The sequence below is a fragment of the Pseudomonas flexibilis genome (assembly GCF_000806415.1).
Classification (GTDB): Bacteria; Pseudomonadota; Gammaproteobacteria; order Pseudomonadales; family Pseudomonadaceae; genus Serpens; species Serpens flexibilis.
In genome coordinates, this window is sequence record NZ_JTAK01000005.1 from 282866 (window position 1) to 300732 (window position 17867).

General features: G+C 64.5%; 15 protein-coding genes. 6 read left to right on the plus strand and 9 right to left on the minus strand.

Going from position 1 to position 17867, the window contains the following annotated elements; genetic code table 11:
• Nucleotides 1–28 precede the first annotated feature (28 nt).
• Genes PT85_RS13495 through PT85_RS13520 form a run of 6 tightly spaced genes read right to left on the minus strand, consistent with a single transcriptional unit; the run spans nt 29 to nt 6255 of the window.
• Complete coding sequence (locus PT85_RS13495; RefSeq protein ID WP_039606915.1) at nt 29–1114, minus strand: MBL fold metallo-hydrolase; 1086 nt, start codon at nt 1112–1114, stop codon at nt 29–31.
• Nucleotides 1114–2976, minus strand: a complete 1863-nt coding sequence (locus PT85_RS13500; protein WP_039606916.1) for a long-chain-acyl-CoA synthetase — start codon at nt 2974–2976, stop codon at nt 1114–1116. Before PT85_RS13500 ends, PT85_RS13495 begins: the two co-directional genes overlap by 1 nt.
• A gap of 3 nt (nt 2977–2979) precedes the next feature.
• Complete coding sequence (locus PT85_RS13505; RefSeq protein WP_039606917.1) at nt 2980–4059, minus strand: alkene reductase; 1080 nt, start codon at nt 4057–4059, stop codon at nt 2980–2982.
• Nucleotides 4060–4071: 12 nt separating this feature from the next.
• Nucleotides 4072–4698: a nuclear transport factor 2 family protein gene (locus PT85_RS13510; protein ID WP_039606918.1), complete on the minus strand. Its 627-nt coding sequence runs from the start codon at nt 4696–4698 to the stop codon at nt 4072–4074.
• Nucleotides 4699–4739: 41 nt separating this feature from the next.
• Entirely contained in the window at nt 4740–5513 is a 774-nt protein-coding gene (locus tag PT85_RS13515) for an SDR family NAD(P)-dependent oxidoreductase (RefSeq protein WP_039606919.1), read from the minus strand.
• Between the two features lie 10 nt (nt 5514–5523).
• On the minus strand, nt 5524–6255 hold the full coding sequence (locus PT85_RS13520) for an SDR family NAD(P)-dependent oxidoreductase (RefSeq protein ID WP_039606920.1): 732 nt from the start codon (nt 6253–6255) through the stop codon (nt 5524–5526).
• 221 nt (nt 6256–6476) lie between these two features.
• Between PT85_RS13520 and PT85_RS13525 the strand changes: the two genes are divergently transcribed.
• From PT85_RS13525 to PT85_RS13535, 3 genes are read left to right on the plus strand one after another with little or no spacing between them, the layout of a single operon-like run.
• Nucleotides 6477–7805, plus strand: a complete 1329-nt coding sequence (locus tag PT85_RS13525; protein WP_039606921.1) for a spinster family MFS transporter — start codon at nt 6477–6479, stop codon at nt 7803–7805.
• 16 nt (nt 7806–7821) lie between these two features.
• Nucleotides 7822–8658: an alpha/beta fold hydrolase gene (locus PT85_RS13530; RefSeq protein ID WP_039606922.1), complete on the plus strand. Its 837-nt coding sequence runs from the start codon at nt 7822–7824 to the stop codon at nt 8656–8658.
• Between the two features lie 40 nt (nt 8659–8698).
• The gene (locus tag PT85_RS13535) at nt 8699–10828 is read left to right on the plus strand and encodes an oxidoreductase (RefSeq protein WP_039606923.1); all 2130 of its coding nucleotides are present in this window, start codon (nt 8699–8701) and stop codon (nt 10826–10828) included.
• 91 nt (nt 10829–10919) lie between these two features.
• Here the strand turns inward: PT85_RS13535 and PT85_RS13540 are convergent, their stop codons facing one another.
• Nucleotides 10920–11600 (minus strand): TetR/AcrR family transcriptional regulator, encoded by a 681-nt coding sequence (locus PT85_RS13540; protein WP_039606924.1) that lies wholly within the window; start codon nt 11598–11600, stop codon nt 10920–10922.
• 205 nt (nt 11601–11805) lie between these two features.
• Here PT85_RS13540 and PT85_RS13545 point away from each other — a divergent pair, with 205 nt between their 5' ends.
• The 3 genes from PT85_RS13545 to PT85_RS13555 all read left to right on the plus strand — a co-directional run bounded on the left by PT85_RS13545 (nt 11806) and on the right by PT85_RS13555 (nt 14469).
• A complete protein-coding gene (locus PT85_RS13545) occupies nt 11806–12642 on the plus strand; it encodes a TauD/TfdA dioxygenase family protein (RefSeq protein WP_039606925.1) in 837 nt (278 codons plus the stop codon).
• 41 nt (nt 12643–12683) lie between these two features.
• On the plus strand, nt 12684–13454 hold the full coding sequence (locus PT85_RS13550) for a class II aldolase/adducin family protein (protein ID WP_039606926.1): 771 nt from the start codon (nt 12684–12686) through the stop codon (nt 13452–13454).
• Nucleotides 13455–13536: 82 nt separating this feature from the next.
• Nucleotides 13537–14469: a 2-hydroxyacid dehydrogenase gene (locus PT85_RS13555; protein ID WP_039606927.1), complete on the plus strand. Its 933-nt coding sequence runs from the start codon at nt 13537–13539 to the stop codon at nt 14467–14469.
• Between the two features lie 92 nt (nt 14470–14561).
• Here PT85_RS13555 and PT85_RS13560 read toward each other — a convergent pair whose 3' ends face one another.
• Both PT85_RS13560 and PT85_RS13565 read right to left on the minus strand, forming a co-directional pair.
• Entirely contained in the window at nt 14562–15935 is a 1374-nt protein-coding gene (locus PT85_RS13560) for a DUF1329 domain-containing protein (RefSeq protein WP_039606928.1), read from the minus strand.
• A gap of 204 nt (nt 15936–16139) precedes the next feature.
• On the minus strand, nt 16140–17831 hold the full coding sequence (locus PT85_RS13565; protein WP_039606929.1) for a class I adenylate-forming enzyme family protein: 1692 nt from the start codon (nt 17829–17831) through the stop codon (nt 16140–16142).
• Nucleotides 17832–17867 lie beyond the last annotated feature (36 nt).

The following is a 17867-nucleotide window of genomic DNA, read 5'->3' on the forward strand; positions in this document are numbered from 1 at the left end:
TAGGTACTTCCTGCAAAATTCCCGTCGCTCAGACGTGGATGTCACCCGGCAGCTCTGTCGACTCCAGGCCAGTGCCCACACAACGGAAGCGCCAGGCGCCCGCCTCGAACTCGCGTGCCAACTCGCCCTCTTCGACCAGGTAATGGATGTGGGCAAGCGTCTCGCCCAGCGACATCAGCAGGTCGAATGGCCCCTTGATCCGTGGAAACAGCAGCGGGCGGATCTCGGCTGCAGTCATCGCGCCCTGGAGCCGCTCCATGAGGGTGTCGAGGTGGTGTTCGTGATGTTTCTGCAATTGGTAGAGACGCTGGTGCAGACCGAAGAACGGCCTCTCGTGAGCGGGCAGCACCAGGGCCTCGTCGGGCAGGGCACGCAAGCGGCGCAGGGAATCCAGCCAGTCGCCCAGCGGATTGGCATAGGGCTCGTTCGCCCCGACCAGGACACTGGAGGTGATCCGCGGCAGGACCTGATCGCCAGCGATCAGCAACGGGTCATCCTTGCTGAACAGACAGGCGTGCTCGGGTGAATGGCCGGCGCCGAGTACCACCTGCCAGTGTCGGCCACCGATCTTCAACCAGTCCCCGTCGCGCAGGCGGCGGTAGCTGCGCGGCAGCCCGCCGTCGAAGCGCATGCCCTCGATGGTGGGCAGCAGCGAGGCGATCTGTTCGTCATCCAGGCCGGCGCGGCGATAGAAGTCATGGAATTCCCAGCCCGGCTCACGGCCGTCCGGCGTGACGTAGAGCGCCTGGAACTCACCACGCGTCATGTACAGCGGACAGCGAAAGCGCTCGGTCAGCCAGGCCGCCAATCCGCTGTGGTCGAAGTGGAAGTGGGTGCAGACCACGGCCAGCACCGGCAGACGGCCCATGTCCTCAACGAACACCTTTTCCCACACCTCGCGGCTGCGGGGCACCGCCAGGCCGGTATCGACAACCACCCATCCTTCACCGTGGCGAAGCAGATAGAGGTTGATGTGGTCCAGCCCGAACGGCAGCGGCATGCGCAGCCAGAGCACGCCGTCGGCCACTTCCTGCACCTCCCCGGCGGCCGGCGGCTCCAGCCAGGGAAAGCGCAAACCCTCCCGCTGCTCGTGGCCCTGCGATGGCGCGCTCATCAGCATGACTCGCTTGCGAACGGCGCCAGGCCGTTGGCGGCCAACACCTCGGGGCTGTAAGGCTGGTAGCTGGCGGAGGCCTCGTCACGGATGAACAGCGGATCGTCGAACTGCCGCGGATCGTAGCCCTGGCGCTGCAGGTCGACCTTGCGCAGCTTGAAGGTACTGGTCATGTCCGCACTGGCGCAGACCCGCACGAACACGGGCGCGGCATAACGTGGCACGCGCGACGAGGTGAGCTGATAGAACGCTGCGGGATCGAAGGCCTGCCCCGGCTGCATCAGCAGCGCGGCCATGCCGGCCCGCCCCTCGTGCCCCGGCACCTTGACGCCATAAACGTTGATCAGCTCCAGGCCCGGGAAATCGCCGAGCGCGTCGGCCACTTCCTGGGTCGAGACGTTTTCGCTTTTCCAGCGGAAGGTATCGCCGATGCGGTCGACGAAGTAGCAGTAGCCTTCTTCGTCGTAACGCAGCAGGTCGCCCGAACTCCACCAGGCGTCTCCCTTCTGGAACACACCGCGCAGGATCTTGCTCTCGGTAGCCTTGGGGCAGGTATAGCCTTCGAAACGCCCGGCACCGATCTCCGGATGGTCGACGATGAAGGCAACCGCCTCACCCACCTCGCCCGGTTGGCAAGGAATGCAGAAGCCCTGCTCGTCGCGCGGATGGCATTGGTTCTCGCTGTCGTAGCGGATCAACCGGACATTGGTCTTTTCCCAATACGGTACCCGGCCGCAGGAGCCCAGGCGATTGTCGAGATTGATGATGGCGCAGTTGGCCTCCGTGGAGCCCCAACCCTCGAAAACCGGCAGATTGCCAAAGCGCTCGATCCAGCGCTGCCAGGTTTCCGGGGTCAGGCCTGCGCCAAGCATGCACCGCAGGCTGTGGCGGCGCTCGTCCGGCTGCGGCGGGCGATTGAGCAGGTAACGGCAGATCTCGCCGATGTACTGGAAGATGCTGACCTGATAGGAGCGCACGTCGACCCAAAACTCGCTGGCGCTGAACTTGCGCCGCACCACGATCGAGGCACCGGCCTTGAGCGCCGTGGAGGTGACCGACGTGGCCGCCGCGCCGTGGTATAGCGGCAGGCAGCAATAGAAGACGTCATCCGGCGTCGCATCGAGCGTCACCTGCATCACGTCGCCCGAACTCAGCCAGCGCATGTGGCTGTAGCGGGCCGCCTTGGGGAGTCCGGTGGTGCCGGAAGTGAAGATCAGCAGCATGGTTTCTTCGGCGCGGATGCCGGCACGCCAGGCCGGATCGACCGCCGAAACGCCCGGACCGGCTACCGCGTCGGCGAAGTCGCGATCGGTCAATCGGAGTAGCGGCTCGGCCGCCGGAGTCTCCTCGTCGCGCACCAGCAGCAGCGGATAGCGCGCGGTCTCGGGTGTGTCGGCAAACGGCTGCAGGCACTCCTCACCGACCACCACCGCCTTGGCAGCGGTGCTCTGCAGCGCATGCAACAGTGGCGCGCCGGCCGCGTGGTGATTGATAAAGGCCGCGACGACGCCGAGCTTGGCCATGCCGAACCAGGCAAAGAAGAATTCTGGCCGGTTTTCCATCGCCAACGCGCAGACATCACCGCGCTGCAGCCCCTTGTTTCGCAGCGCGTGGGCGAACACACAGGCACGTGCGTCGACCTCGGCGTAGCTGTAGCGACGGCCTTTGTAGATCAGAAAGTCGCGCTGGCCGAAGCTCGCCGCCTGTGTTTCCAGGCGGTCGGCCAGGGTATAGAGGTCCTTCGGTTTGATCGCGCCGGCGGCAGCCGCACGCCGGTTGAGGATCTGCTGGGTCTGTTCTCGCGGAACCACGGCGGACTGCAGGTGTTGTTCTTGTTTGTTTGCTATTCCGGTGGTGCTCATGGGTTACTCCAGGGCTGGTTCGGTAACCCCGCTCGGGTAATCGCTGTAGCCAGCGGGCCCGGGCGAGTAGAGGGTGTGCCGGTCGAAGCGAGCCAGTGCGCGCCCCTCGCGAAGGCGCTCCACCAGGTCCGGATTGGCGATGTAGTGGCGGGCGAACGACACCGCCTCCGCAGCGCCGCTCGCGATGTGTTGTGCTGCGCTCTGGCCATCGAAACCGTCATTGGCTATCAGCGCACCGCCGAAGCCCTGCCGCGCGATGGCGAAGGCGTCCAGGCCCGGCACGGGTGAACGCATGATGTGCAGGTACGCCAGATCCAGGCCGTCGATGCCGGCAAGCAGCGCTTCGAGGGTGGCCCGCGGGTCTGGGTCTTCGACGTCGTTGTACGGGTTGCCCGGGCAGAGCCGCAGGCCGACGCGCCCCGCTCCTATGGCCTCGGCCATGGCCTGCAGGACTTCCAGCGTGAAACGAATACGGTTGGCCAGCGATCCGCCGTAGCGGTCGTCGCGTACGTTGCTGTTGGTCGCGATGAACTGCATCGGCAGGTAGCCGCTCGTACCGTGCAGCTCGACACCATCGAAGCCGGCCGCGCGGGCGTTGAGTGCTGCCTGGCGGTAGTCGCCGATGACCCCGGTGATCTCATCCAGAGTGAGCGCGTGCGGCAGATCGGTATCGACCATGCCGTGACTGTCGGTATACAGCTGCGTCCTGGCCGCCACGGCCGAGGGCGCGACGCTGCGCGTGCCGGCCGGCTTGTTGGCCTGCGCGGCGACCCGACCGCAGTGCATCAACTGCAGGACGATGCGGCCGCCACGCGCATGCACCGCATCGGTCACCTTGCGCCAGGCCTGAATCTGCTCGTCGCTGTAGATGCCCGGCGTGCGGCAATAGCCGATGCCATCGGCGGAAGGCGCGGTGCCTTCGGCGATGATCAGTCCGGCGCTGGCCCGCTGGGCGTAGTAATCCTCCATGACGACAGTCGGCACATGGCCGCTGCTGGCGCGGCTGCGGGTCATCGGCGCCATGACAATGCGATTGGCCAGTTCCAGCTCACCGAAGCGCGCCGGCCGAAAAAGTGCGTTCATTGGCGGGCCCTCTCAGCGGACGCGAATGCGCGGTGCCGGCGTGTCGCCGCGCATATGCCGCAGAAAGCCTTCCAGCGGCGCTGGCTCGGCCACTTCAGGCAGGGCATCCCGGGCGGGCGGGTTGGCCCAGAACGCCTTCCACGACGGGAACAGGTCATGGAAAGTGCCCGGATAGGGTTCGCGCCCCGGCCAGCGCATTTTCATGTCGCCGATCGGCGGCTTGTTCAGGTCGGTCGCGTACCAGTAGCAGGGCAGCCGCCGGCGGAAATACCACTCACCGTCGATGCGCTGGTAGTCGTCCCAATAGAGCATCTGCATGATTACCCACTCGGCACCGGCCTCGTGCTCGTTCTTCGAGTACACGACGCCGATCGCGTGGTCGGCGTCGACGAACTCGATGACGTGCTGGCCGAGGTGATGAGAGGTTCCGGTGAACTGGTGGCGCAGGGTCTCATCGACCCAGGCCTTGAGGTGCGCGCGGCCAACCTGGTCGCGGCCGACGCGGATGTCCGGCGCGAACAGATTGACGTGGGCGTCGAGGTCGCGCATGTCCAGCGACAGGGAATACCTGGCCGCCAGTTGCCGTATCGCCTCGATCGACTCCAGCCGGTCGAGGCGCTGCAGAAGTGCTTGGTCCATGGGGTCACCCTGGTGTCGAGTCGGTTGCACGGAGCACGGCCTCATTCGAGAACCGTGTAGAGATCCGAACTGCGCCCGCCGTCGACGGGCAGACTGGCGCCGGTGATGTAGGAGGCTTCGTCGGAAGCGAGAAACAGCACGGCGTTGGCCAGCTCCTCCGGGCGCGCGACACGGCGCATCGGAATCAGCTTTTCGGTGTTGGCCCGGGTTTGGTCATCGGAGAGCATCCCGGCGGTCGCAGGCGTCGCCACTACGCCGGGCACCACCACGTTGCAGCGCACACCGCAGGCCGCTCCTTCGGAGGCCACGGCGCGGCTGAAGTTGATCACGGCAGCCTTGGCCGCCGAGTAGCCGGACATCCAGGCCGTGCCGAACAGGCCGCAGATGGATGCAATGTTGATGATCGAGCCGCCACCGCTGTCCTTCATCAGGCGCATCGCCGTGCGGGTGCCCCAGAAGGTGCCGTCTACCGTTGTGGAGAAATTGGCGTGCCAGTCTTCGGTAGACATGCTGTCGACGCTGCCCCAGGTGTAAGCCATGGCGTTGTTGACCATCACATCGAGGCGGCCATGCTCAGCTGCCGCTTCCTCGATGGCGCTCACGAAGGCGCGCTCGTTGCTGACGTCAGCCACCTTGAGCTCGGCCTTGCCGCCAGACTGGCGGATGCTTTCGACGACTTCGGCCAACGGCGCCTCGCGGCGGCCGCAGACGATGACCGTAGCGCCCTCCTGCGCCAGGCGCTTGGCCGTGGCCGCGCCGATACCCGAGCCACCCCCGGTGACGAATGCGATTTTTCCAGCCATGCGTGATGTCATGTGCAGCTCCTCAGATGAAGGACATGCCGCCGTTGACGGCAATGTTCTGTCCGGTGATGAAACTGGCGTCGTCGCCGGCCAGGAACGCCGCGACGCGGGCGATTTCCTCCGGCTGGCAGAGGCGCCCGAGCGGGATGGCCTTGACCATCGACTCCATCCATTCGGCGGGGATGCCGGCCATCATCGGCGTGTCGGTCGGGCCGGGAACCAGGGTGTTCACGCGAATGCCGCTGGCGGCCAGCTCACGCGCGGTGCTGCGGGTCAGGCCCATGATTGCGGCCTTGCTCGCGCAGTAGTGACTGGGGCCTTCGCCGGTTATGGCCGCTGTGCTGGCCAGATTGACGATCGCGCCGGAGCCGGCCCGGCTCATCAGGCGGGCGGCCTCGCGACTGCACAGGAAGGCGCCGGTGAGGTTCACGCCGAGCACGCGGTTCCAGTGCTCCAGCGGGGTATCGAGAAAAGTGTCGTGGGAGCCGATGCCCGCGTTGTTGACGAGGATGTCCAGCCGTCCCGATTCGACGGCGATGCGCTCGAAGGCGGCGCAAACCGAGTGCTCGTCGGCCACGTTGCAGTGCTGGACGACGCCGCGTTCGGCCAGGCCGGCGACGGTCTCTTCGAGCGCGTCGACGTTGATATCCACCGCATACACGGTGGCGCCCTGCTCGGCAAAATGCCGCACGATGGCGCGCCCCATGCCCTGCGCGGCGCCGGTCACCAGCGCGATCTTGCCTTCGAGTTTCATGCCCGCTCCTCCTGTCCAAGGCCGTCGGCGTGGAGCCGGACCAGCCCATTGCGTTGGAGCGGATGATTCATGGCGCGCCGCGACCGAACATCGTCCGTTGAGACTAATGAGTCATTCGTTGGACGCGGCGTGCAGAAGCTGGTCTGAACGGACGATGCTTGCCTGCGAACCCTTGAACATCCTGTCCCGACCCTTACAAGAACAAGACAGGAACGCCTACCGTGAGCAGCTCATCGCAAGTCACCTGGCGTAGTCATTACGCCCTGTGCGTGCTGGCCATCATCTACGTCTGCAACTACATCGACCGCTACCTCGTCTCCATCCTCATCGAGCCGATCAAGCTCGAATTCGGCGTGTCCGACACGGCGATCGGCCTGCTCACCGGGGTGGCGTTCGCGCTGTTCTACACGGTGTTCGGCCTGCCCATGGGGCGGCTCGCCGATCGCATTGGGCGCAAGCCGGTAGTGGCGCTGTCGTGTATCGCCTGGAGCCTGATGACCATGCTCTGCGGCGTGGCGACCAGCTTCGGCATGCTGCTGGCCTTCCGCATCCTGGTTGCCGTGGGCGAAGCCGGCGGATCGGCACCCTCGGTGGCGATGGTCGCGGACCTGTACCCGGCGCGCCTGCGCTCGCGCGCGCTGTCGATCTTCATGATGGGCCCGCCGATCGGCATTGCCCTGGGCCTCGGCGCCGGCGGCTGGATCGCCGAGCACTATGGTTGGCGTGCCGCGTTCCTGGTGATCGGTGCGCCGGGCATTCTCATCGGCCTGCTGCTCGCCTTCACGGTCAGGGCGCCGCGACCGGCTTCGCTGTCCTCGCCGCAGGTGCGCCAGGAGCGCTTCATGGCCACGCTGCGCAGCATGCTCGGCGTCTCGTCTTACCGCCTGATTCTCGTGGCCGGCAGCCTGGCCGCGGTGGCCGGCAACGCTGTCGGCACCTGGAACCCGAGCTTCCTGATCCGCTCGCATGGGCTGGGCATCCAGGAGGCCGGCTTTCTCATCGGCATCGTTGGCGGGTTGTGCGCGGCCATCGGCACGCTCACCTGCGGCTTCGTCACCGACCGGCTGATGGCCCGCGATGCCGGCTGGCAGGTCGGCGTCGCGGCCCTTGGCACGCTGGTCAGCGTGCCCTTCGGGCTGCTGTTCTTCCTCTGGCCCAGTGGCGGGGCCTTTCAGGTCGCCGGCATCAGCGTGCCCACGGCGTTTCTCTTCTATATGGGCTTCGCCTTCTTCGCGACCTGGTGGACCACGCCTTGCTTCGGTGCCATGAGCGGGTTGTTCCCGCCTGCGAAAGTGGCGCAAGCCACCGCCCTGTTCCTGATGGGCGTCACCCTGGTCGGCGTGGGCGTCGGCCCCCTGGTGGTCGGTGCGCTGAGCGACCTCTACCACACCGCCATTGGCGACCAGGCCCTGCGCTACGCCATGGCCAGCACCATTGCCCTGCTACTGGCACCCGTGGTCTGCCTATCGCTGGCGGTGCCTCGCTATCGCCGCCAGACCCTCGACCTGCCTGCCAATCAGCTGGCCCAAGCAGACGCCGTCACTGTCTAACTGAAGGACCTTTCCGATGATCGAGCAAAGCCACGACCTGCCCCTGCCGACCGGCAAGCACGTCACCCTCTCCACCGGCCTGACCCTGCACTATCTGGATGTTGGCGAGGGCCCGATCGTAGTCTGGTTGCACGGCAGCGGCCCGGGAGCCAGCGGCTACAGCAATTTCAAAGGCAACTACCCGGTCTTCGAGCGAGCCGGTTACCGCAACATCATCGTCGACCTGCCCGGCTTCGGGCGCTCCGACAAGCCCGCCGACGCCCAGTACAACCTCGACTTTTTCGTTCGTCACTTGCATGCCCTGCTCGAGGCGCTGGACATCGAGCGCTGCACCCTGCTCGGCAACTCGCTCGGAGGCGCCATTGCGCTGGGTACCGCCCTGGCCCACCCGCAGCGGGTCGAGAAGCTGATTCTCATGGCGCCGGGCGGCGTCGAGGAGCGCGAGACCTACTTCCAGATGCAGGGCATCCAGCGCATGGTCGAGACCTACGCCGCCGGGCCGATGGGCATCGAGCAGATGCGCCACGTGATGGAGCTGCAGGTCTTCGTCCCCGCCAATCTGCCCGAGTCGATACTGGCCGAACGCGTCGCCGTGGCCGTGACCCAGCCGGCCAACCTGTTCACCACCATGATGGTGCCGAACATGACCGAACGCCTTGGCGAACTGACCTGTCCGATCTTCGGCTTCTGGGGCAGCAACGACCTGTTCAACCCGCCGAGCGGCGTGTTCAAGATCCTGCAGCACGCGCGCAACGCCCGCTTCACGCTGCTCAACCGGTGCGGCCACTGGGTGCAGGTCGAGCATCCCGATCTGTTCAACCGCCAGTGCCTCGAATTCCTGCAGGAAGACTGAGGACGGACAGCTGTCGCCAGCCCACCGCAAGGAGCCACACATGACCGACTATTCGCACCTGCTCTCCCCTGGCCGGCTGGGCACACTCGCGCTGCGCAACCGCATCGTCATGGCGCCCATGGGGTCGAACTTCGCCGAGGAAACCGGCCATTGCGGCGAGCGCATCCAGGCCTACTACGAAGCCCGCGCCGCCGGTGGCGCCGGCCTGCTGATCATGGGCGTGTGCGCTGTGGCCTACCCGGCCGGCACCGCCGAGCCCTGGCAGGTCGGCGTCTCGCGCGACGATTTCATCCCTGGCCTCGCCCAGTTGGCCAAGCGCGTCCACAAACATGGCGCGAAGATCGCCATGCAGCTGCAGCACGCCGGCAAGGTCTCGGTGCGCGACATGGCCGCCGGGCGCGAACTCTGGGTGCCCTCGATGCCCAGCCGGGTGAACAGCGACATCATGGCGGCGCTGACGCCGGAGGAACTTGAAAACTTCGTCAGCTCCTCCCGTGGCATCGGCTCGGGCCCGCGCATCCGCGTGATGGACCGCGATGACATCGCCCAGATGGTCGAGTGGTTCGCCGCCGCCGCGGTGCGCGCACAGCAGGCCGGGTTCGACGGGGTAGAGATTCACGCGGCGCATAACTACATCATCGCCGGCTTCCTCTCGCCTTATCACAACCGGCGCGATGACGAATACGGCGGCAGCCTGGAAAACCGCAGCCGCCTGCTGCGCGAGGTACTGGCCGAAACCCGGCGGCGCGTGGGCAATGACTTCGGCGTCTGGCTGCGCCTCGACGCCTACGAGCTGCACACGCCGGGCGGCATCACCCTTGAGGAAACCTGCAAGGTCGCGCGCATGGCCGAGCGCGCCGGCGCCGACGCCGTGTCGGTGTCCGCCTATGCGCAGGTCACCACCGGCACCGCCTTCACCGACGCGCCGCTGGTGCACAAACCGGCCGCCTATCTGGAGTGGGCCGCCGAAGTGCGCAAGGCAGTGGACGTGCCGGTGATCGCCGTCGGCCGCCTGGAACCTGACGTCGCCGATCGCGCCATTGCCGACGGCAAGTGCGAGTTCGTCGCCATGGCGCGCAAGCTGCTGGCCGACCCGGAACTGCCGAACAAGCTGGCCGCCGGCGACCCCGACAGCATTCGCCCGTGCATCTACTGCTACACCTGCGTCAGCCAGATCTTCATCAACCGGCGGGTCAGATGCGCCGTCAATGCCTTCACCGGCCACGAGCACGAAGCCGTCATCATGCCCGCCGCGCAGCCGCGGCATATCGCCGTGGTCGGTGGTGGCCCGGCGGGTCTCGAAGCCGCGCGGATCGCCAGTCTGCGCGGGCACAAGGTCACCCTGTTGGAGCGCAGCGAGCGGCTCGGTGGCACGCTGTTCTTTGCCGCCCTCGCCTACCACGAGAACGGCCGCCTGCTGGACAACCTGGTGCATCAAGTACGCAGCCTGCCCATCGATGTGCGTCTTGGCACGACTGCTACCCCCGGGCTTCTGCACGACCTGGAGGTCGACGAAGTGCTCGTCGCCAGCGGCGCCCGCCGATCCGCCCCGGCCATTCCCGGTGCCGACCTCAAGCACGTCTGGAGTGGTGACGAGCTGCGCAGGCTGATGACCGGCGACCGCGCCGAAGAGATCGCCAAGCAGAAACTGTCGCTGACCCAGCGCACCCTGATGAAAGCCGGCAGCCTCACCGGCGCGACCAACAGCACCGAAGCCATCCAGGCGTTGTCGCGCCTGTGGATGCCGCTGGGCAAGCGTATCGTCATCATTGGCGGCGGGCTGGTCGGCCTGGAACTCGCCGAGTTCCTGATCGAGCGCGGACGCCAGGTCGCCGTGCTGGAACCCGGCTCGCGCCTTGGCCGTGAACTGGCCATCGTCCGACGCTGGCGCGTGCTCGACAACCTGCGCAGCCATCAGGTGCCGCTCATGGCCGATGTCAGCGTCACGCGCATCGACGACAGTGGCGTCGACTACCGAGACAGCAACGGCGACAGCCAGCGCCTGCCGGCCAATTCCGTTGTCATGGCCATGGGCGCCGAACCCGACGACAGCCTCGCAACCCAGCTCGCAGCTGCCGGCCTATCGGTACAACGGATCGGCGACTGCGGCGAACTCGGCTATATCGACGGGGCGATACATAGCGCGGCGGAGGTCGCGCTGAGGGTGTAACCGGGGTTCTGTCCGTTTATCTGAGGCCCCGTGCAACGCCGGGGCCTTTCCTGAGTTGTTGGCGCTGACAACCCAAAAGGTCGATCGATGGCTAGCCCGTTGCCGAAGGCCGAAGACAACCCACCGCCATAGCGACAAGGCTGTCAACCAACGCCGGGTTCTCCAGCTGCTGCGGAGTGTCCTCCAGCACGGACAGGATCACGCCGCGCATCCCCTGTCCAAGCAGATACGCCGCCAGCGGAAGATCCGCTGCAGTGATCTCATGCTCGTACATTTTCAACAGCGGCAACCACGTCGCCTCGATGAACTCCCGTTTCGTGTGATATGGCCCGCGCCACATCCCGAGATGAAGCGCTGAGTGATAACGCAAGTGAAACGCCTTGTTCAATTTGAATAGTCGCGTTTCAACTCGAATAATGTTCGCGAAAATCTTCCGAAGCGCCGATTCAAGCGACAAACCCACCAAGCGCTCACGCATGCCCAGCAACTGTTCCGACTCTTCATCAAGAACACGTTCGTACAGCAGCGTAATAATAGCGTCCTTGTTTGGAAAGTACTGATAGATAGATCCGACAGCAACTCCCGAAACTTCCGAAATCCGAGAAATAGTTAGGGTTTCCTCACCACCCTCATCCAGGATTTTTAGGCAGGCCTGCTCTACGGCACTAACCAGTGCACGAGAACGAGATTGCGCCGGCCGCTTACGCAGCGCGGGCAGCTGCGAGGGCATTGGCCCAGTATCGATTGACGGATCGTTGTCTTTTTTATTCATAAAAATCCGAGGGTCGGCCTGAACTCAAAAAGAGCAGGCATTTTTATCGCACAAAAATCAAAGGCTTGCTAGCTGGCAAAGCACCAACGGAACACGAGTGTATCGACTGCATCAACCCTTCTATGATCTTCACCGTCAACCAGGCAATGCCGGTAAACGCGCGATTGACTGCATTACAAAAAGCACCAATTAAACGGGAGATCGTATGCCATCCACCTTAACAATCCAGCCACTGGGCCCCAACCTTGGCGCCGAAGTTCTAGATCTTGATCCTGCCGCGATTCAATCAAAGGAAACGCTGATCGCGCTCGAGGCGGCACTGGTCAAACACGAAGCACTTGTGCTGCACGTTCCTGATCTTCGACCGGCACAACAGCTTGCGATTGCTCAACACTTTGGCGAACCCGAAGTTCACACCTTCTATCCAAACCTGGGCGAAGGCTTCGAGCAGATAACCGTGATCGACTCAAAGTTGGGCGACCGCGCCGACATGTGGCACCACGATGAGAGCTTTCTGCCAAGCCCGCCTATCGTGACCATGACACACGCACAAATACTGCCACCCTGTGGCGGCGACACCTGCTGGATCAGCATGACCTCTGCGTACGACGCACTGTCAGAGCGCATGAAGCGCTATCTTGACGGCCTGAGCGCCTGGCACGACATGAACGGTCCGATGACCGCCGCACTGCGCCAGAACGTAGTCAGTTACGAGCGCTACCTTGAGGTGATCAACACCAAACGACGGCATCTGCACCCGCTCGTCACCACGCATCCGGTTTCAGGCCGCAAGGCACTGTATCTGAGCCCGACCTACACAACCCACATCGAAGGCCTGGCAGTCCCGGAAAGCGATGCGGTCCTTGCTTACCTACACGCTCACTGCCAGCAGGTCCACTTCGGCTTCCGCCATCGCTGGGCGGTCGGTGACATGGTGATCTGGGATAACCGCAGTGTGATTCACAACGCCATCCTCGATTACCAACCCCACCAGCGCCGCATGCACCGCGCCTCGGTCTTCGACCGCAGCCTGGTTCGCTGATTGATCGCCCCCGTCTCGGGGCGCCCTAACGAGGTATACCCATGTTGAACGATTCGCTTAATCGCGAGTTGCTGGCTCGCTACACGCCCAAGCCTGGTCGGCATGCGCTCTTGCCCGAGTTGACGCCACGTCAAACGGTCGCGTTGCTGTGCCGGGTGTTGTATCGCGAGGGTTACAACGACCATATCGCAGGCCACATAACCCTTCGCCAGGGTGACGGCAGTTACCTTGCCAACCCTTGGGAACTCACCTGGGGCGAGGTGACTGCTTCAGACATCGTACGGCTCGACCCAAAAGGCAAGGTGATCGAGGGGGAATGGAACATCACCCCAGCCATAAACCTGCATATCGATCTACATGCTGCTCGGCACGATGTGAACGTGGTGATCCACAATCACCCCCAGTGGGGTTCGGTCTGGTCGGCAGTCGGGCGCGTCCCGCCTATCTACGACCAGACCTCAGCCCTGGTCGATACGGATCCGGTGCTCTATGACGAGTACCGCGGCACCGTCGAAGACCTCGACCTGGGGCGCGCCTGCGTGGAGGCCCTGGGCACTCAAAAATGGGCCATGCTGGCCAACCACGGCGTGCTGGTCGTTGCCAACGGGGTGCGTCAAGCGCACTTGCGCGCAATCACCCTGGAATGGCGCAGCCGACTGGCCTGGCGGGTTGAATCGCTAGGCGGCGGCTCGCCGCTGCCGATCAACGTTGCCCGCGCGACCGGTGAACGCACGGACTCGAATGGCTTTCCCTTCCTATGGGAAGCGATGGCCCGCGAGGAAATCCGGCGCGATCCCAGCGTACTCGAGTAAACGGCCATCTTCGTTAACAGCGGCCATGGCGCCAACACCGCCATGGCCGCTGGCATTTCCGCCTTCTGGAATCTCCTACATCATGAAGCCAACTCTATTGCTGCTGTCACCGTTACCGGCCAGTTTGAATGATCGTCTGGCGGCACATTTCGACTGCCACGAACAATCGCAACTGGACGAACAAAGCGCCATAGCGCTGGCTCCGGTCGTCCGCGGCATCATCGCAACCGGCGAATCGATCCTGACGCGCGAGGAGATCGCTCGATGGCCAGCGCTTGAAATCATCGCGGTGCTGGGTGTCGGCTACGACGGGATCGACCTTGGCGCGGCTCACGACTATAACGTGCGCGTCACCCATACCCCTGGCCTGTCTACCGAAGACATCGCGGATTTCGCCATGGCGTTGTTGCTATGCGCTACACGTCAGCTGCTTTCCGCCGACCGATTTGTTCGTCAGGGCGGGTGGACGTCCAGCCGCTATCCCACGACGAGAAGAGTATCCGGCGGACGAATGGGGATTGTCGGCTTAGGTCGAATCGGCAGTGCATTAGCCGTGCGGGCCGAGGCGTTCGGCATGAGCATCGCCTACACCGGACGCACGCAAAAAACCGGCGTGCCCTACCGCTGGTACAGCGACGTTCAGGGTTTGGCCGCAGACGTGGATTTTCTGGTGATCTGCGCAACGGGCGGGCCTGCCACTCAGGCCATGGTCAATGGTGCCGTGCTAGATGCACTCGGCCCTACAGGCGTACTTGTCAACATTGCTCGCGGCACCATCGTCGACGAGGAGGCGCTCGTGCGCGCGCTGCGCGAAGGCAAGATTCTCGCTGCGGGCCTTGATGTGTTTCGTGATGAACCCAGGGTACCCGCGGCACTGCTGGAGCTACCCAATGTGGTGCTGAGCCCGCACATGGCGAGCACTACGGAGGCGACCGTTCGGGCTATGGCGGACTTGGTCTTTGACAATCTGGCCGCTCACTTTTCCGGACAGCCTGTGTTAACGCCGGTGGTTTAGCACGCTGGAGCTCCGAGGCCGCGTTCGGCAACCAGTCCGCCACACATAAAAAAGCCGGCGCCCAGGCGCCGGCTTTTCCTTCAGTTCACTGCTCAGCGACCGGCCGCGCGCAGGGCGTCCGGCGTGTACATGTTGGGCGTGAACTTGCCTTCGTTGAGGATTGGTCCCTTGTGCGACTCGTTGGTGAGCGCATAGGCGAGGTACTGCCCGGTGCTCAGGTCGTGATAGAAGGCCGCGCCGGATTGCCAGGCACTCATGTCCGGGTGGTAGTAGTAACTGGTCGAGGCGTACTTCCACAGCTGCCCGCGGGTGTCGTAGTGGTCGGCCAGCACGCCGTGCCAGGTGTCCTCGTCGATGAACATCACGCGCTTGCCGTAGACGTGGCGGTATCCCTCCTTCAGGGTCGCTTCCAGCACCCAGACCCGACGCAGCTCGTAGCGCTGGAAATCCGGGTTGGGGTGATGGGGGGTCAGCAGGTCGGCGTACTTGGTGTCGGCGCTGTTGATCTTGTAGGCGTTGGCGGGAATGTAGATCTCACGCTTGCCAAGCATCTTCCATTCGAAGCGCTCCGGCCCGCCGTTGAACAGACGGTCCTCGTCCACGATCATGGTGCCGTTGCTGCCGGCCATTGGCTGGTCGTAGCCGTAGCCGGGCGATTGCCTTACGCGGCGGGTGCCCGGATTGTAGGACCATGCCGTGCGCGTGCTGGTGGTGAAGTTGTAGGGCTCATGCGCGGCGATCGCGGTGCCGCGGTCGCGGGTCGGCAGCATGGTGTAGTTGTAGGAGTATGCCTGGACGCCGGTCTTGGTATATGGCGTCTCGGTCGGGTGGTTGGCCGGCGAAAGTCCCTTCATGTGCGTGCGCCCCCAGCCAATGTTACCGTCGGGCATCACGGAGGCCAGGTCGCGTACGGCATCCTCGGTCCAGGCCCGGGCCGGCAGTTGATGGTTCCACAGCAGTTCGTAGCCATTCTTCGGAATCGGGAACATCACCTGGCCGATGCCCTCCACGCCCATGCCGTCATTCACCACCTCGGCGTTCAGCGCGTTCCACTTGGCCCGCTCGCACACGTAATCCGGGTAGCGGTAATCGCGATGTCCCGGGTGGATGTCCATGCGGAAGGTATCCGGGTACTTGCGGAACATCGCCTTCTGCCCCTCGGTCAGGTGCTTGGCGTGCTCTTCGACGTTCTGCGCCGTGATCACCAGGATCGGCTTTTCGTTGGGGTACGGGTCAACCGGCTTGCCGCCCGAGTGCTTCACATGGTCCCAGCCAGGCACTTCACCGAGGTACTTGCCGGTAAAGGCGGGAATGGAGCCGTCAGCATTTGCGGCACGCTCGGCGCCAGTGCAGGTGAGCTCATTGCCGAGCCGAGCCGCCTCTTCCTCGCTCACCTTGGCCAACGCTCCTTGGGAAACTAGCTTGACTGCCACCGCCAGTGAGAGAAGAGCTACAGACTTTTTCATTGTTATTGTCTCCATCGGTTACCTGTCGGAACTGGTACCGATTCTTTCCAGAGACACCGCCCGCCACATCGTCTGGAAAGACTACTCGCGCGAGGTCGTCGACAGATTGACCGACTGGTCAGCATGGAGAAGGCCGCGGGTGCGCGAAATGCACGTTCGTGCACTGGCCGTCAGCCAGCGCACGACGGTTGGCGACGCCCGACTTCAGCGAGCCTCGGGCACAGATTGCAGCAGCTGCTTGATCTCCTGCTTGACCAATTTGCCCATGGCGTTGCGTGGCAAAGGCTCCCGTCGCAGCAGCAGCTGCGTGGGCAGCTTGTAGGCCGCCAGCCGCTCGGCCAGATGGCTGCGCAACTGCGCTTCGCCGAGGTGCGCCTCTGGATGGAGGCAGGCCACCAGCCCCACGCATTCGCCCATCTGCTCGTCGGGCAAGGCGAAGGCCGCCGCCTCGCTCACAGCCGGATGACTGCAGGCGCAGTGCTCGATCTCCAGCGCGGAAATGTTCTCGCCACCGCGGATGATCAGATCCTTGATGCGGTCGATGATGCGCAGGAAGCCGTCCTCATCGACCAGGCCGACGTCGCCGGTGTACAGCCAGCCTTCACGCAGCGCCTGCTCGGTTTCCTCTCGGCGGTTGCGATAGCCCTGCATCAGCGTTGGCGCCCGGAGCCAGATCGGCCCGGCCTGGCCAGGCGGCAAAGCGTGCCACGGGTCTTCACCGATGCGGATATCGACGATCGGCAACGCCCAGCCGGCGCTACCGGGGCGCGCCACAAACTGGTTGCCCGCATAGGCGGCGCCGATGCCGTTGCTTTCGGTCAAGCCGTAACCCGCGCCAGTCAGTGCATCCGGCTTCAGTCCAATCAACTGATCGAGCAGGCGCGCCGAAGCCGCACCGCCACCCAGGCCTAGGCCTATCAGGCTGCGGGTCTCCTCGCTGGCGAAGCGTGGATGAGCCAGCATCTGTTGCATCATCACCGGCGCCCCGCTGAACTGCGTACAGCGTTCGCGGGCGACGAGCTCGAGTGCCTGGTCAACGTCCCACTTGTACATCATGACCATGCGCCTGCCGCTGCGCAGGGCATTGAGAAACATCGCGTGCAGGCCGCTGACATGAAACAGCGGCACCGCCAGCAGCAGCGTCGGTTGAAGCCCGGATTCGAGCAGCGGTCGAATGCGCTCATAGGAAGTCATGCCGGCAAAGGCACCCTGGAACTCCAGCGCGTAGAGCGCCTGACTGACCGCCCGATGCGACGAGACCACGGCCTTGGCGCGCTGCGTAGTGCCCGAGGTGAAGAGGATCAGCGCAGGCTCATCCGGGTCCGGACTGTACAACGTGACCGGCTCTACCGGCTCGCGAAGCAGCTCGGCATAGCTGAGCACCCCCTCGCCCGCCTCGGCGTCCACCACCAATGCCTGCACGTTCTGCGTCGCCAGTGCATCCGCAACGAGGGAGAGCCGCGCCCCGTCGCAGACGAGCACCGCCGCCTCGACATCTTCGAGCGCATTGAGCAACTCGTCGCGCAGCCCCCAGCTATTGAGGGGCACGGGCACCGCGCCGGCCTGCACCGCGGCGATGAAGGCGACCAGCCACTCCGGCCGGTTGCGCATGGCGATGGCGACCCGTTTCCCCGGCCGCACGCCTAATGTGCGCACCAGGTGCGCGGTCAGACGATCAGCGGCCTGGTAGAACTCGCCGTAGTTCAGTTGCTGGTCCTGCCAGAGCAGAAAGGGTCGCTCCGAAAACACCCGGCCAGTCTGCACCGCCTCGACCAGGTGAGCTGGAGCGTTTCGAAAGTGCCGAATACCATCGTCAGACTCAACGACTTCGAACGGCGCGCCGGGTGCGATGAGTCGCTGCCACGCCTGTTGCCAATGCTGGAGTTGCTCCTTCATCTGCAGTTCCCCTGTCGTCAGGCACAGGCCGGGCGA